This is a genomic window from Marinimicrobium agarilyticum DSM 16975 (assembly GCF_000423345.1).
Lineage (GTDB): Bacteria > Pseudomonadota > Gammaproteobacteria > Pseudomonadales > Cellvibrionaceae > Marinimicrobium > Marinimicrobium agarilyticum.
The window spans coordinates 39,158-53,922 of the sequence record NZ_AUHU01000013.1 but is presented as its reverse complement, the minus strand read 5'-3'; the positions used below and the strand labels follow the sequence as shown (position 1 = coordinate 53,922).

Below are 14,765 nucleotides of genomic sequence, written 5' to 3'. Positions count from 1 at the left end.
TGCTAGCGGAGCGGTCGGTTGGCGGGAACGTTCACTTCGACACCCTCCGCCTGGCGTTGCATGAAGCCCTGAATCCGGCGCACCCAGAAGCTGCGTTCGTTCTCGGGGTCATGCACATCCGGCGCGCCCATCAGCAGGTTCTGGTAACGGTTCAGTTGTTCCCGGCGGGCGATGTCGCGGTGTCGGCGCTGTTGCTCTTGCAGGAGCGCTGAAGGGCCGACGAAGACATCGAGTATCGGCAGTTCCGGAATAATGAAGACCTGGCTCAGCTGTTCGGCGCTGAGCGCCACTCCGCCATGTCGGTTGATCAGAATCAGTGCCCGAACGGGGCCGCTCAACGGACTTTCACCGGTGGACGGGGGCTGCCCCCGAGCGCCGGCTTCCAGTTGTGGCTGCAATACCGCCAATACTTCCGGTGCGGCGAGCGGGTCCACCAGCACCACCAGGTTGCCCTGGCCGTTCTCGGCCAGCCATTGCAGGGCCGCGTCGACGTGGTTGGCAATGCGCTCCTGTCTTGGCGGCAGGGGTTCTTCCGGCGGTGGCTCTGCCACCTCGTTGGCGGGCGCTTCCGGCTCGCCGGCCTCCTCCGCCGCGGTGTCCTCGTTCTCCTCTACGGGTTCTTCCGTTCCGTCTCCGGCGGTCTCATTCGTCTCTTCAGCCGGGGGTGGCGGCGGAGATTCGGGGATGGGGCGCTCGGGCACGGGGGGCTGCTCTGGGGTGGGCAGTGTGACGGCAAAGGTGGCCCAGCCGTGGCGGGGCAGGCTTTGGCGCAGGTTGGCCAGCGGTGGCGGCCAATGCGGCGGATTGTCTGCGCTGTAGAACATCAGCAGTGCGCCCTTGGGCTCGGCCATGGCCGGGCGGTAGAGGGCCAGTGCGCGGGCTTCGGGCTCGGGCAGGGTCAGCCAGCGGGCTTCGTCGGGGAAGCGCTCGGCGAGCAGTTCCCGGTCGCGCTCCCGGCGGGAAGCAAAACGCGGCGGTTCGACGGCGTCGACCGGCTCGTTCGCGGCTGGCGCGACTTCCTCTGTCGTTCCCTCCCCCAGTGGTGCGGGTGCCCCCTCGTCCTGAGCCCCCGTAAGTGCGGGAAAAAGGCAGAGCAATAGCAGCATCAGCCGAGGGGGTGGAGTCTTGGGTGTGCGTTGGAGCGTCATCCGCTTCACTGCCTATTCGTGGGTAACTTTGGTTACAATGTGACAAACTCTATCAACCATCATCGGACAATTTATGCAGAACTTGAAGCGGGATTACAAGATTGCCCCCTCCATTCTTTCGGCCGACTTTGCCCGGCTGGGGGAAGAGGCCGACGCCGTGCTGGCCGCCGGCGGCGATATGATCCATTTCGATGTGATGGACAATCATTACGTGCCCAACCTGACCTTCGGCCCCATGGTCTGCAAGGCGTTGCGCAAATATGGCATCAAGGCGCCCATTGATGTTCACCTGATGGTGGAGCCGGTGGACGATCTGATCGAGCAGTTTGCTGAGGCGGGCGCCAGCTATATCACCTTTCACCCGGAAGCGTCGAAACACGTGGACCGCTCCCTGCAACTGATCGAGAACGCCGGCTGCAAGGCAGGCCTGGTGCTGAACCCGGCGTCCAGCCTGGAGCTGGTGAAGTATTCGCTGGAGCGCCTGGACATGCTGCTGTTGATGTCGGTGAACCCGGGCTTTGGGGGGCAGAAGTTCATCCCCTCCACTCTGGACAAGCTTCGGGCCGCGCGGGAAATGATCGATGCCAGTGGCAAGGATATCCGCCTGGAAGTGGATGGCGGCATCAACCTTGAGACCCTGCACTCGGTCGCGGAAGCCGGGGCGGACACCTTCGTCGCCGGTTCGGCGATTTTTAACGCGGCAGATTACCGTGAAGTGATTGGCGCCATGCGTGCCCAGCTCGCAGAAATTTGATTCCGGGCCGCGCCGGGGCTGGCCCCGGGCGCCGGTTTTGAGTAAACTCGGGCTACGTTGAATTGAGGAGAAGCACGTTGATCTCGTCAGGCTTGTATCTGTATATCCCCACCGCCGCGCCCGCCCGATGGCGTAGCTAGCTTCTGTTTGGGTCCCAGGCCTGAGCCGGGCCCGTCGTCTCGGCACCGATTTGGCATCAGTTGTGGCGCCTGTCCGTGCTGCCGCATACGCAAATACCACTGACGGTTTGATCGAACAAGCTGCCGCGTGAGTGGTCGTGAAAGAAAAAGGTATAAGCATGACTCCCGAACAATTTTCCCGATTGGCGGAAGAAGGGTATAACCGCATCCCGGTGATGCACGAGGTCCTGGCGGACCTGGATACCCCTCTGTCTTCCTATTTGAAACTGGCCCGAGGGCCCTACTCCTACCTGTTCGAATCGGTTCAGGGGGGCGAGAAGTGGGGGCGTTACTCCATGATCGGCCTGCCGGCCCGCCGCGTTCTGAAAGCCTTTGGCGACCGGGTTCAGCTCGAGTACGACGGCGAGGTGGAGGAGTCCTTTCAATGCGAGGACCCGCTGACCTTTGTGGAAGAATACAAGAAACGCTTCCGGGCGCCGGATCTGCCCGGGCTGCCGCGTTTTACCGGTGGTCTGGTGGGCTATTTCGGCTACGACTGCGTGCGCTACGTGGAGCCCCACCTGAAGGCATCCATGCCGCCGGATGCGCTGGGCACGCCCGACATCCTGTTGATGGTCTCTGACGAAGTCCTGGTGTTCGACAACTTGGCCGGCAAGCTGATTCTGGTGGTGCACGCCAATCCGGAAATTGATGACGCCTACCACAAAGCCCAGGCCCGACTGCTTGAGCTCGAAGCGCAGCTTCGCGCGCCCGTGCCAACGATCCCGGAAGTGGGCCTGCCCAAAACCGAAGGGCCGGAGCAGACCTTCACCTCCCACATGGGCGAGGCGGGGTACAAAAACGCGGTCGAGCGGATCAAAGAATACACCCTGGCGGGCGACATCATGCAGGTGGTGCCCTCTCAGCGGCTGTCGATTGATTATAGCGCTGAACCGCTTAACCTCTATCGCGCCCTTCGGTGCCTGAACCCCTCTCCTTATATGTACTTCCTGGACCTGGGGGATCATCAGGTCGTGGGTTCCAGCCCCGAGATTCTGGCGCGCCTGGAAGAGGGCGCCGTCACAGTCCGGCCCATCGCCGGCACCCGTCGGCGCGGGCGCACGCCGGAAGAGGACCTGGCCATGGAGCAGGACCTGGTCAACGATCCCAAGGAGATTGCCGAGCACCTGATGTTGATCGACCTGGGCCGCAATGACGTGGGCCGCGTGTCGAAAACCGGCACCGTCAAGCTCACCGACAAAATGGTGGTCGAGCGCTACTCCCACGTCATGCACATTACTTCCAACGTCACGGGCGAATTGCTGGAAGGCCTGGAAGCCATGGATGTCCTGCGCGCGGCGCTGCCCGCCGGCACCCTCTCCGGCGCGCCGAAAATCCGGGCGATGGAAATCATTGACGAACTGGAAACCGAGAAACGCGGTATCTACGGCGGCGCCGTGGGCTATATCGGCTGGAGTGGCAACATGGATACCGCCATTGCCATTCGCACGGCGGTCATTAAAGACGGCAAGCTCTATGTGCAGGCCGGCGGCGGCATTGTCGCCGACTCGGTGCCCGAACTGGAGTGGAAAGAGACCATGAACAAGGCACGTGCCATTTTCCGTGCGGTGGATATGGTCAACCGGGGCGAAACCGAGCAGGGTGGAGAACAATCATGATTCTGATGATCGATAACTACGACTCCTTCACCTACAACGTGGTGCAGTACCTCGCGGAGCTGGGTGCTGACATCAAGGTAGTGCGCAACGATGAGATCACCGTCGAGGAAGTGGGCCGGCTCAAGCCGGAGAAGATCGTGATTTCCCCCGGGCCTTGCACGCCCAATGAGGCTGGTGTTTCGCTGGAAGTCATCAAAACCTATGCGGGAAAGATTCCGCTGCTGGGTATCTGCCTCGGGCATCAGGCCATCGGTCAGGCCTTCGGCGGCGATGTGATCCGGGCGCCGAAAGTGATGCACGGCAAAACCTCGCTGGTTTACCACCACAATAAAGGGGTGTTTCGCGAACTGAACAACCCACTGCAGGCGACCCGTTACCATTCGCTGGTGATTGACCGGGCAACACTGCCGGACTGCCTGGAAGTGACGGCCTGGACTCAAAATGAGGACGGCTCGCCGGCGGAGATCATGGGGGTGCGCCACAAGACCCTCCCGGTGGAGGGGGTGCAGTTCCATCCCGAGTCCATCCTGACCGAGCAGGGGCACGAGTTGCTGAACAATTTTTTGCGCGACTGACGCGTCTCGTGTCAAAATCGAGGCGTATCGAACATGTGCGAGGGATCGCCCGCACCAACCGACAAAAAAGAATCAGAACGACCCGGCCAACTGCGTGTTCGCCCCTGGGGAGTGAGTGAGAGAGTAGGCTGTAATAACTCACGATAATAAACGGGAGAAACACATGGATATCAAGCAAGCCTTGACCCGCGTGGTCGAGAAGATTGACCTGAGCACCGAGGAGATGACCTTGGTGATGAAAGACATCATGACCGGCGGTGCAACGGAAGCGCAGATCGGCGGTTTTCTTGTCGGCCTTCGTATGAAGGGTGAAACCCTCGACGAAATTACCGGCGCGGCGATTGCCATGCGCGATCTCGCCCAGTCGGTGGAAATCGATACCGACTACTTGGTGGATACCTGCGGCACCGGGGGCGATGGCGCCAACCTGTTCAACGTGTCCACCGCCAGTGCCTTTGTGGTGGCGGCAGCTGGCGGCCGTGTGGCCAAACACGGCAACCGCTCGGTTTCCAGCTCCACCGGCAGTGCCGATGTACTGGAAGAGGCCGGCATCAACCTCAACATTACCCCTGAGGAAGTGGCCCGGTGTGTGCGGGAAATCGGTGTCGGCTTCATGTTTGCACCGGTGCACCACGGGGCGATGAAGTACGCCGTGGGCCCGCGCAAAGAGCTGGGGCTGCGCACCATCTTCAATATGCTGGGCCCCATTACCAACCCGGCCAACGTCAAACGGCAGGTTATCGGCGTGTTCAACGGCGAGTTATGTCGCCCCATGGCTGAGGTACTGCATCGCCTGGGTAGTGAACATGTGATGGTCGTGCATGCCAAAGATGGCCTGGACGAAATCAGTCTGGCGGCAGAGACGCAGGTGGCGGAACTGAAGAACGGCAAAGTGACCGAATACGTTATCAAACCCGAGGACTTCGGGGTTCAGAGCAAAAGCCTGATCGGCCTTGGCGTGGGCAACGCGGGCGAATCCCTGGCATTGATCAAGGACGCTCTGGGCAACCGCCGGGGCCAGTACGCCGAAAAGGCGGCCGATATCATTACCCTGAACGCCGGCGCCGCCATTTATGTCAGCGGCGTAGCCGAGAGCCTGGAAGAAGGTGTGGAGCTGGCGCGCGACGCCATCGGCAGCAGTCTTGCCGGCGAGAAGATTCGCGAGCTGGCCGCCTTTACCCACTGCTTCAAGTAGTCAAAACGAGACAAGAGGATACCCCGTGAGCGATACGCCAACGGTGCTGAGAAAAATCATCGCGCGCAAGCAGGAGGAAGTGGCTGAGCGGAAGCAGCAACGGCCCCTCGAAGAGCTGCGCCAGGAGCTGGTCCACGCGCCCGAGACGCGAGGGTTCGTGCAGGCCATCGCCGATCGCGTTGAAGGCGGTCAGGCGGCGGTGATTGCGGAAATCAAAAAGGCCTCGCCCAGCAAGGGCGTCATCCGCGAGCATTTCGAGCCCGCCGAGCTGGCGCGCAGCTACGAGCGCGGTGGTGCGACCTGCCTGTCAGTACTGACCGATGTGGACTTCTTTCAGGGCGCCGACCGCTATCTGCAGGAAGCCCGCGAAGCGGTCAGCCTGCCGGTGATCCGCAAAGACTTTATCATTGACGAGTATCAGGTCTACGAGGCCCGTGCTTTGGGGGCGGACTGCATATTGTTGATTGTGGCCGCGCTGGAGCCGGAACAGCTGCGCGCGCTGAATACCCTGGCGCTCGAGCTGGGGCTCGATGTGCTGGTGGAAGTGCATAACCTGCAGGAGCTGGAGGTGGCGCTGGAGTTGCCGAATAAGCTGATCGGCATTAACAATCGCAACCTGCATACCTTTGATGTGACCCTCAAAACCACCTATGAGCTGCTGCCAGCCATCGGCAGTGAGCGCATTGTGGTCACGGAGAGCGGTATCCTGTCGCCGGACGATGTCTGGGACATGCGACGCCGTGATGTGCACAGCTTCCTGGTGGGCGAAGCGTTTATGCGCGAAGACGACCCGGGCGAAGCTCTGGCTCGGTTCTTCCGGTAGACAACCCGACTTCAACGTTTTGTAGAACGTAGGTCGGGTAAGCGCCAGCGCCACCCGACAATGTCGTTCAGACGCTTCTCAGGCGGCATCGCGGACTTGTCGGCCTTACCTGGTTCCGTAGACCACCATGGTTTTACCGCGGACCTCGACCAGGCCCTGATCCTCCAGGGTCTTCAATACCCGACCCACCATCTCGCGGGAGCAGCCCACGATCCGGCCGATCTCCTGACGGGTGATCTTGATCTGCATCCCGTCCGGGTGGGTGATGGCGTCAGGCTCCTTGCACAGGTCCAGCAAGGTGCGGGCGACGCGACCGGTGACATCCAGAAAGGCCAGGTCCCCGACTTTGCGGGTGGTGGCGCGCAGGCGACGGGCCATCTGGCTGCTCAGGGCAAAGACAAATTCCGGGTTATCACCGGCGATTTCCTGGAATTTGCTGTAGCTGATTTCCGCCACTTCGCATTCGGATTTGGCGCGGACCCAGGCGCTTCGGGAGTCTTCCTGGTCGAACAGACCCATTTCCCCGAAGAAGTCCCCATCATTGAGATAGGCCACGATCATTTCACGGCCCTCGTCGTCCTCAATGAGAACGGTGACGGAACCGCGAACGATGTAATACAGGGAATCGCTCTTGTCCCCGGCGTAGATAATCGTGCTCTTTGCCGGGTAACGTCGGCGATGACAATAGCTGAGAAACTCGTCCACATGAGTAATGTGGGGTGTCAAGGATACGGCGACCAAGGTGCAGCTCCTAGTTTTTTGTGCGTTATCAATGGGTTAATGGCGGGCATTATGAACCGAAACGACAGCCCTGACCAGTTGGCACCGTTTACATGCTAGCAACTTTGTGAACCAGTTATAAGCCTAGGGCGCCAACATGTCCAGAAGAAAGGGCAACTTTTGTGATCTAAGTCGAATTCGGCGACGATAGTGGGATTATTAATGGGTTATGGTACCCTTCTGCGCCAGTTTCGGACCGGTTTTTATTGAGGTGAATTGAATGAAAGGTAAGGTGAAATGGGTCGATGGCGCCCAATTTCTGGGCGAGTCGGGTAGCGGCCACACGGTGTTGATGGACGGCCCGCCCGATCACGGTGGCCGCAACACCGGGGTTCGGCCCATGGAAATGCTGCTGCTCGGCCTGGGCGGCTGCTCTTCTTTTGATGTGATGAGTATCCTTCACAAGTCCCGCCAGCAAGTGACGGACTGCTATGTAGACATGGACGCCGAGCGTGCCGAGGGCGTCCCGTCGCCGTTTACCAAGATCCACCTGCACTTTGTGGTGACCGGTAAAAGCCTGAAAGAGAATCAGGTCAAGCGGGCGGTGGAACTCTCGGCCACCAAATACTGCTCCGCCTCCATCATGCTTGAAGCCGGTGGGGTCGAGATCACCCACGACTACGAGATTCACGAGGCAGAATAACCCGCTTCCCGGGCCGGTTCTGCACGGGCCCGGCCAACACCCTACAGCCGGTAGCTGGTGCTCGTCATCGCCTTGGCTACGAGGGTCATGGCCCGCTTGACCGGCGCGGGGAAGTCCATCCCGCCCGCGGACAGGGCGGTCTGGGCGTGCTTGGCCTCGTCGATAAGCATTTGCTGCACCACCGCGCGACTGCGAAGGTCCGCTTCCGGCAGTTCTTCCAGGTGGGTCTGCAGATGGTTGCAGACCCGCTCCTCGGTGGCCGCCACGAAACCCAGGCTGACCCGGTCGCTGATCAGGCCCGCTCCTGCGCCCAGGGTGAAGGACAGCCCGTACCATAATGGGTTGAGGTAGCTGGTGTGGCTGCCCAGCTCGTCCAGACGTTGCCGACACCAGACCAGGTGGTCCACTTCCTCTTCCGCGGCATGCTCCATCTCGGCCCTCACCCGAGGCAGCTTTGCCGTCAAAGCCTGCCCCTGATAGAGCGCCTGCGCACAGACTTCCCCGGAATGATTGACTCGCATCAGGCCCGCCGCGTGGCGACGTTCGTTCTCTTCCAGTTCGGTGGGCGATTTGGCCTGGGCGGGAGAGGGGCGGCGCTCCGCGCCCGGCGTGTCCGACAGGGTACGCAGAACCCGATCAAACCCGAGAATGAATTGATCCAGCCTTGAGAGCGTGCGTTGGGTCATGGTGAAGAGCCTCAGTTACCGAACGAGAATGAGTTGGCATCGCCTGGATTGTACTCAAGGTCCCCCGTTGGGGGAAATAACCGCAGAAGTGAAGAATTTGTCGGTTTTGACTTGCAAACCGCTGAGGATTGCTCAATCATTTTGTCGTGAGAGAGAGTCAATAAAAGCATAAGTCCAGCAACTGCCTGTCAGCTGTTGGCAAAGGGTGGCTTCTTCGCGCACTGCGTTGGCAGCTCGCCCGCCTCGGCCACCCATTAGGGGGTCGAATTAATAAAAAATGACGATGGGAGATCCTATGTTAAATCGCTACCTGAGAGCCGGGGGTTTTGGCGCGGCCATTGCCCTTATGATCGTTGTGTTACTGCACAGCGCCCACATTCAAGCCCAATCTGAACCCGATGTCGCCCTTCCCAAAACGGGCAAATGGTCCGAACGAATGGCCCTGTCCGTTATTCACCGTAGCCCTGAAGCCTGGGCCATGCGCGACTATAAGTTGCTGGACACCCCTCAGTGGGCCTACACCTATGGCCTTACGCTGTCCGCCATGCAAAAAGAGTATGAGCGCACCGGTGATGAGCGGCTGTTGGAGTACGGCAAGATATACGTAGACCAGCTGATCGATGATCAGGGTCATATCAAAAACTATGAGATCTGGGATTTCAATATAGATGATGTTAACGCCGGGAAGCTGCTGTTCCTCTTGTACGACAAGTACGGGGACGAGCGCTACTTGACGGCCATGAACACCCTGCGTCGCCAACTCCAGTGGCAACCTCGCACACGTTCCGGTGGCTTTTGGCACAAACGCATCTACCCCTGGCAAATGTGGCTGGACGGTCTGTACATGGGTGCCGCCTACTGGGCCCAGTATGCCCATACCTTCGACGAGGGCAAGGAGGCTTTTTCCGACATTGCCCATCAATTTATCCTGATCGAGTCAAAAACCCGCGACCCGGAAACCGGCTTGCTCTACCACGCCTGGGACGAGAGTACCCTGCAAACCTGGGCGGACAACGAGACTGGTTTATCCCCCCATTTCTGGTCTCGCGCTATGGGATGGTATGCCATGGCATTGGTGGACACACTGGAGGTCTTTCCCGAAGACCATCCGGACCGGCAGGCGCTGGTGGATATCCTGAACCGCCTGGCAGAGGCGTTGGCGGCGCACCAGCATGAGTCGGGCCTGTGGTATCAGGTCACCGATCAGGGCGACCGCTATGGAAACTATCTGGAGGCTTCCGGTTCTTCCATGTTCGTCTATGCGATGGCAAAAGGTGTGCAGGAAGGGTATCTGCCCAAGCGTTACAGAGCGATTGCAGAGAAAGGATTTGACGGCCTCATCAAGGAGCTGGTGGAGGTTGAAGCGTCCGGAGAAGTGCACTTGACGCAAATTTGCGGCAGTGCCGGTCTCGGCAACGAGCCGTATCGGCCCGGCACCTTCGAGTACTACATCGGAGAGGCCGTTCGGGTGGATGATCCCCACGGTGTTGGGCCGTTCATCCTGGCAGCTCTGGCGCTTGGACGCTGAAGGCTAGAATTGTAGGCCCCGCTGCGGGTGAGAGCGCGGCGGGTGCCGTCAATGCAAACAACCAGAAATAACGAGAAGGTATCTATGAAAATCAACTCAGGGCTTTGTGTTCTACTGACCGCCTGTTTCTTATCGTCCTTCGCCGGTGCCCAGTCGATACCCGAGCATCGCAATACTCAAACCGACTGGAATAAAGCCTCTGAAATTGTCCAGGCGGTTCAACGCCCGGTCATTCCCGAGCGCGACTACAACATCACCGATTTTGGTGCGAAGCGCGGGCGCGACGCCCGGCCGGCCATTATGCAGGCCATTGAAACGGCGCATGCCGACGGCGGTGGCCGGGTCATCATCCCCGAGGGACGCTGGTTGAGCGAGGGGCCGATTCACCTGAAAAGCCGAATTAATCTGCACATCAGCGAAGGGGCGGTGTTGCTCTTCGGGGAAGACGCGGAAGACTATCTCCCGGCTGTTTTCACGCGGTGGGAGGGCACCGAAATGTATGGCTACTCACCGTTGATTTACGCCCACCAAGTGGAAGATGTCGCCGTGACTGGCAAAGGCACTTTCGACGGCAACGAAGACAGTGAGTTTCACCCCTGGTACGACAAGCAGCGCCCGGATATGGACGCGTTGCGCGCCCTGGGGGCCGAGGGGTCACCGGTTGAGCAGCGTCAGTTCGGTGAAGGCCACTACTTGCGCCCCAGTATGCTTCAGATTGTGGATGCCAAGCGCGTGTTGCTGGAAGACTATACCATCAAGAACTCACCCTTCTGGATCAACCACCTGGTGTACACCGACCATGCCATCGTGCGCGGTTTGACGGTCGACAGTATGTTTCCCAACAATGATGGTATCGATGTGGATTCCAGCCGATACGTGATCGTGGAAAACAATACCTTCCGCACCGGCGATGACTCGGTCGTGGTCAAATCCGGCCGCGATTATGACGGGCGCCGCATCGGCAAGCCAAGTGAATATGTCGTTGTTCGAAACAACGACATGGGCGGGGAAGACGGTATCGCTTTGGGCAGTGAAATGTCCGGTGGCATCCGCCATGTGTATTTCACCGATAACGTGCTCCGTAGTGGTAAGGCGGCTATTCGGTTTAAAGCCAACCTCGACCGGGGCGGTATCGCGGAACACATCCGTGTTCGAAACATGACCATTGAATCCTTTGACCAGCTGTTCTGGTTCCAGTTGAATTATCCGGGCGAGCTGGGAGGAAACTATCCGACGGTTTACCGGGATCTGGTGTTCGAGAACATTACCGTGGAATCCACCGGTAGCGTTCTGGAGGTGTACGCTCCGGAAGGCTATCCGTTACAGGATGTGACCTTGCGCAACATCACCATCAAAAAAGCTGATAACCTTTTCGTGCTCGATAACGTGCAAAACCTGGTGTTTGACAATGTCCGGATCAACGGCAATCGGGTAGATGGACACCTCGATTGGCGATAACCCCTTCCCGCCAGCGGAAAAACGATCCGCCGTGAACTCTGTTGGGGGCTGGCTTCACTCGAACCGCCAGCCTCCTTCAGGCAAACGCTTTTTCAGCTCTTCAGCCAAGCGTTTCGCTAGAGCCTCGTGCTTCTCATTTAGATAGGGGTGGCCTCTAAGCACCATAAGATGCCCCGCAGAATACAAAGTAGTGGGCAGTTGCAGTGCTGCCATTTCCTGCCGGGTTGATATTGAGGTGCCGATGAACAGGTCCAGACGGCCAGCGCTCAGCATTTTCAGGCCGTGCTCTGTTCCTGTGATGGGAGTTAGGCGCAGGGTCGGGTAGCGTTCCATCAGGGCACTCACAGCCACATGGCCCCGGACGTAACCGATGCGGTAGTCATGCTCTACCAGCCTGTTCAGGCTGACGACTTTCAGGTCGGGGTCGCTGCTCCAGGCCTCCAGAGAAGTGCTGGCAATCTGAGCATCTACCCGGACCAGGGGAGCGGAGGCGTTGTCTTGGTCATAGGTGTCAGTTCGGGCGCACTCTCCATCTGTTACACCGGCGCGTGCTTCCATCAGAGACCGCTGGTTTGGGCGGTAGTGCATCTGGAAATCGTACCCGAGTGCGTCAAAAGCCTCGGCGTACAATGTCGTCAAGCGTTCGTGAAGCGGCACAGTGGGGGGGAGCCAGCACGAAAATACTATCTTGGGGCGGGGTTCGGCAGCGATGGCGGCAGAGAACAGCAAAGCAGCAAACACCGCCAGTGCAGGTCTCGATGGGGGGTGCCGCCAAGTCTTCTGACGATGAGTTTTGCTGTAAAAGGTGTTCATGGTCTGGCTATTTTGGCGCCTAACCCCGCTAAAACGCAACTTGTTTTGGGTAGCCCCCCTCCGAGACCGCTTAAAACGGGCCTAGGACGAAGGCGCTGTCTGTGCGAACGGCTCGTACTGATCCAGACTCTCGTGAAACTCCGTAAGCATTGGATACTGGCTGAAAGAGAAGCGGTTGCGAAACAGCGCCCAGCCCAGAATGCAGCCCAGGCGCAGCTCGAAATCGCTGTAGGGTGCACTTTGCGCCAGCGCCCGTTGGGACAGGGCGTCCAGGCAGGTGTCGATGCGCCGCTGCTGACGCTCAAGGTAAGGGCTCTGCTCGGGCGTGACGCCGTCCTTCTCCAGCATGAACAGGTTGACGGCGGAATCCATCAGCGTGTTGGCCAGACAAAAATCATCGTAATCCCGCAGGCTTGGGAAAAAGGGCTGTTTGGCCTTCTCCCGAATGTAGCGCAGAATGGAGCAGGAGTCGGTCAGGAGCAGCTCGCCATCCTGAAGGAAGGGAAGCTTCTGGCTCGGAGAGCGCTCCGCACTGGTGCGGGCGTCGCTTTCGACAAACTCGCATCGCAGGCCGGTTTCCGCGAGGGCGATTCGGCAATGGCGAACATAGGGTGAGGTGTAGCTGCCAAACAATTGCATAACATCGGCTCCTTGGATCAATGCCGTTTTGAACGTACGGGTCGTACCAGTGACTTTAATGGGATAGGGTCATGATAGCGGAAAAAGTGACTATTTTGGTTAGCGGAGCGTCGATATGAAAGCATCGGATTTTCTGAAAAAGTATGAACGGGAGCAGGAAGAGCACAAAAAAGAAGAACATTCCCTGCAGTCCCATGCCAAGGAGCGCGCCAAGCACCCGGACCACCTCAATGCCGGCACGCCGTATGACTGGGAGGACCTGGAAGCCTACCGCAAGGAGCTGGAGCGCATGGAAAGGGAAGGCCCCGGTGGCTCCCGGGGAGACCCGAAAAAGGGATAGGCGAGGCTGATACAATAGCCGCTTTTTACGGAGAAGGCGGCGCATGATTGCAGGCTGGGAGTTCTACGCACTGGCCATTCCGGTGGTGTTGTTGGTCGGCCTGTCCAAGGGCGGGTTTGGTGGTGGCCTGGGCACACTGGCGGTGCCGGCGCTGTCCCTGATGGTGGACCCGCGTGTGGCCGCTGCCGTGCTGCTGCCCATTCTGTGCGCCATGGATCTGGTCAGCCTCTGGAGTTTTCGCGGCCAGTGGGACAAGGCCAACCTTCGGATCATGTTTCCCTGGGCCATGCTCGGTCTGCTCGGAGGTGCCCTGACCTTTCAGTACATGAGTGTCGACATGATCCGCCTGATGATCGGTGTGATGGCACTGTACTTTGTGGGCCATTACCTGTGGGGCAAGTATCTGCTGCAGCGGCTTCAGGCCCAGCGTCCCAGCCACTGGCGCGGGGGCTTCTGGAGTGGGGTGTCCGGCTACGTCAGCTACATCGCCCACGCTGGCGGGCCGCCCATCGCCATTTATCTGCTGCCACAGCATCTTCCCAAAACCGTGTTTGTCGGCACCACCGTGCTGTTCTTCAGCGTGGTCAATTACACCAAGCTGGTGCCTTACGCGTACTTCGGCCAGTTGAACCTCGGTAACTTTACCACTGCACTGGTCCTGTTGCCCTTTGCCCCCTTGGGGGTGATGCTCGGTGTTTACCTGCATAAGCGGGTGTCGGACCGGTGGTTCTACTGGACCTGCTATGGTTTGCTGGCTGTGGCCGGGGTGAAGTTGTTGATTGAGGGCATTGCCGGCATCTTGGCGTAGCGGGGCTCCTGCATTGTCGTTCAGCTTTGATTCACTTCTCCGGGCGTAGTCTGGCCCCAGGCTCAGACAAAAACCGGAGGTGGCCCATGAAAGCGACAATGACAATAGCACTGTTGGCGGTAATGGTAGTGTTGGCGGGGTGTGATGAGAGCCGCGTCTATGTCAAACACGAGTCGGAGCACCACCACGACGGGAGCGACTTCGTACCCTACCTGAAAGCCTACCACCTGATTGACAGCTACGGCATCGATACTGCGGTGGACTACGAGACCCCGCTGACCCTGGACCCTTACTACGACGCCGGTATTTTCGAGATCGATTGGCAGGTCAACAGCCTGGAAGACTACCAGGTGAGTTTCCGGATGAATGACCGCCCATCGGTCGTTGACAGCATTCCCGTGTACACCGAAATCTGTGGGGCGGGTCTGCCCTGTGACCAGGACGCCATCCGGATCTGTCAGTACTACTCCGATTTAACCATGGCCTGCGGCCTGGACGATTACGTCACCGATATCAGCCCGTTGATTGACGAGCTTCCGGAAAAGTCCTATGCCGTGCTGGAGGTGTGCGATATCGATTCCAACTACTGTGAGTACGATTATTACCCGGTCTGGCTCGAGTAATGCGTTGGCGAATTAATGTAACAGGCTGCTAGGGTTTCGGGCCAGGGACGACAAGGCGCTGGTATACTGGCCTGACTCTTTGTTAAACTGCGGTTACTTTGTCGGCCGGACGTTGTTCCGCACAGTCCAGCGGCTGGCGATGCCGTTCGCAGCC

The 14,765-nt window shown here is 59.2% G+C and carries 16 protein-coding genes; 11 read left to right on the top strand and 5 right to left on the bottom strand.

Features of this window, described 5'->3' with window-relative positions:
• Nucleotides 1-2 precede the first annotated feature (2 nt).
• On the bottom strand, nucleotides 3-1,148 hold the full coding sequence (locus G547_RS21465; protein ID WP_084646011.1) for a DUF3530 family protein: 1,146 nt from the start codon (nucleotides 1,146-1,148) through the stop codon (nucleotides 3-5).
• A gap of 73 nt (nucleotides 1,149-1,221) precedes the next feature.
• Here G547_RS21465 and rpe point away from each other — a divergent pair, with 73 nt between their 5' ends.
• The 5 genes from rpe (at nucleotide 1,222) to trpC (ending at nucleotide 6,293) form a co-directional block, all read left to right on the top strand.
• Nucleotides 1,222-1,902 (top strand): ribulose-phosphate 3-epimerase, encoded by a 681-nt coding sequence (gene rpe / locus G547_RS0113275; RefSeq protein WP_027330273.1) that lies wholly within the window; start codon nucleotides 1,222-1,224, stop codon nucleotides 1,900-1,902.
• 298 nt (nucleotides 1,903-2,200) lie between these two features.
• Nucleotides 2,201-3,700 (top strand): anthranilate synthase component I, encoded by a 1,500-nt coding sequence (trpE, locus tag G547_RS0113270; protein WP_027330272.1) that lies wholly within the window; start codon nucleotides 2,201-2,203, stop codon nucleotides 3,698-3,700.
• Nucleotides 3,697-4,275 carry an anthranilate synthase component II gene (locus G547_RS0113265; RefSeq protein ID WP_027330271.1) on the top strand — a complete coding sequence of 193 codons (579 nt, stop codon included), beginning with the start codon at nucleotides 3,697-3,699 and terminating at the stop codon, nucleotides 4,273-4,275. The genes trpE and G547_RS0113265 overlap by 4 nt, the downstream gene beginning before the upstream one ends.
• Nucleotides 4,276-4,438: 163 nt before the next feature.
• Nucleotides 4,439-5,470, top strand: coding sequence for an anthranilate phosphoribosyltransferase (trpD, locus tag G547_RS0113260; RefSeq protein ID WP_027330270.1), 1,032 nt, complete (start codon nucleotides 4,439-4,441; stop codon nucleotides 5,468-5,470).
• Between the two features lie 25 nt (nucleotides 5,471-5,495).
• Nucleotides 5,496-6,293, top strand: coding sequence for an indole-3-glycerol phosphate synthase TrpC (trpC, locus tag G547_RS0113255; protein ID WP_027330269.1), 798 nt, complete (start codon nucleotides 5,496-5,498; stop codon nucleotides 6,291-6,293).
• A gap of 105 nt (nucleotides 6,294-6,398) precedes the next feature.
• On the opposite strand, the gene crp is transcribed toward trpC, so the two are convergent.
• Nucleotides 6,399-7,034: a cAMP-activated global transcriptional regulator CRP gene (gene crp, locus G547_RS0113250; RefSeq protein ID WP_027330268.1), complete on the bottom strand. Its 636-nt coding sequence runs from the start codon at nucleotides 7,032-7,034 to the stop codon at nucleotides 6,399-6,401.
• Nucleotides 7,035-7,293: 259 nt separating this feature from the next.
• Here crp and G547_RS0113245 point away from each other — a divergent pair, with 259 nt between their 5' ends.
• Entirely contained in the window at nucleotides 7,294-7,716 is a 423-nt protein-coding gene (locus tag G547_RS0113245; protein ID WP_027330267.1) for an OsmC family protein, read from the top strand.
• Nucleotides 7,717-7,757: 41 nt separating this feature from the next.
• Here the strand turns inward: G547_RS0113245 and coq7 are convergent, their stop codons facing one another.
• Complete coding sequence (coq7, locus tag G547_RS0113240; RefSeq protein WP_027330266.1) at nucleotides 7,758-8,402, bottom strand: 2-polyprenyl-3-methyl-6-methoxy-1,4-benzoquinone monooxygenase; 645 nt, start codon at nucleotides 8,400-8,402, stop codon at nucleotides 7,758-7,760.
• 295 nt (nucleotides 8,403-8,697) lie between these two features.
• Here coq7 and G547_RS0113235 point away from each other — a divergent pair, with 295 nt between their 5' ends.
• Complete coding sequence (locus tag G547_RS0113235; RefSeq protein WP_036188610.1) at nucleotides 8,698-9,930, top strand: glycoside hydrolase family 88/105 protein; 1,233 nt, start codon at nucleotides 8,698-8,700, stop codon at nucleotides 9,928-9,930.
• Between the two features lie 84 nt (nucleotides 9,931-10,014).
• Nucleotides 10,015-11,388, top strand: a complete 1,374-nt coding sequence (locus G547_RS21460) for a glycoside hydrolase family 28 protein (RefSeq protein ID WP_157209879.1) — start codon at nucleotides 10,015-10,017, stop codon at nucleotides 11,386-11,388.
• A 54-nt stretch (nucleotides 11,389-11,442) separates the two neighbouring features.
• On the opposite strand, the gene G547_RS0113225 is transcribed toward G547_RS21460, so the two are convergent.
• Entirely contained in the window at nucleotides 11,443-12,045 is a 603-nt protein-coding gene (locus tag G547_RS0113225) for a type 2 periplasmic-binding domain-containing protein (RefSeq protein WP_157209878.1), read from the bottom strand.
• Nucleotides 12,046-12,282: 237 nt separating this feature from the next.
• A complete protein-coding gene (locus G547_RS0113220) occupies nucleotides 12,283-12,840 on the bottom strand; it encodes a glutathione S-transferase family protein (protein ID WP_027330263.1) in 558 nt (185 codons plus the stop codon).
• 115 nt (nucleotides 12,841-12,955) lie between these two features.
• On the opposite strand from G547_RS0113220, the gene G547_RS0113215 reads away from it, so the two are divergent.
• From G547_RS0113215 to G547_RS21455, 3 genes are all read left to right on the top strand, one after another.
• A complete protein-coding gene (locus G547_RS0113215) occupies nucleotides 12,956-13,180 on the top strand; it encodes a hypothetical protein (protein ID WP_027330262.1) in 225 nt (74 codons plus the stop codon).
• A gap of 43 nt (nucleotides 13,181-13,223) precedes the next feature.
• The gene (locus G547_RS0113210) at nucleotides 13,224-13,988 is read left to right on the top strand and encodes a sulfite exporter TauE/SafE family protein (RefSeq protein WP_027330261.1); all 765 of its coding nucleotides are present in this window, start codon (nucleotides 13,224-13,226) and stop codon (nucleotides 13,986-13,988) included.
• A gap of 86 nt (nucleotides 13,989-14,074) precedes the next feature.
• On the top strand, nucleotides 14,075-14,611 hold the full coding sequence (locus G547_RS21455; RefSeq protein WP_245573482.1) for a hypothetical protein: 537 nt from the start codon (nucleotides 14,075-14,077) through the stop codon (nucleotides 14,609-14,611).
• Nucleotides 14,612-14,765: the final 154 nt, after the last annotated feature.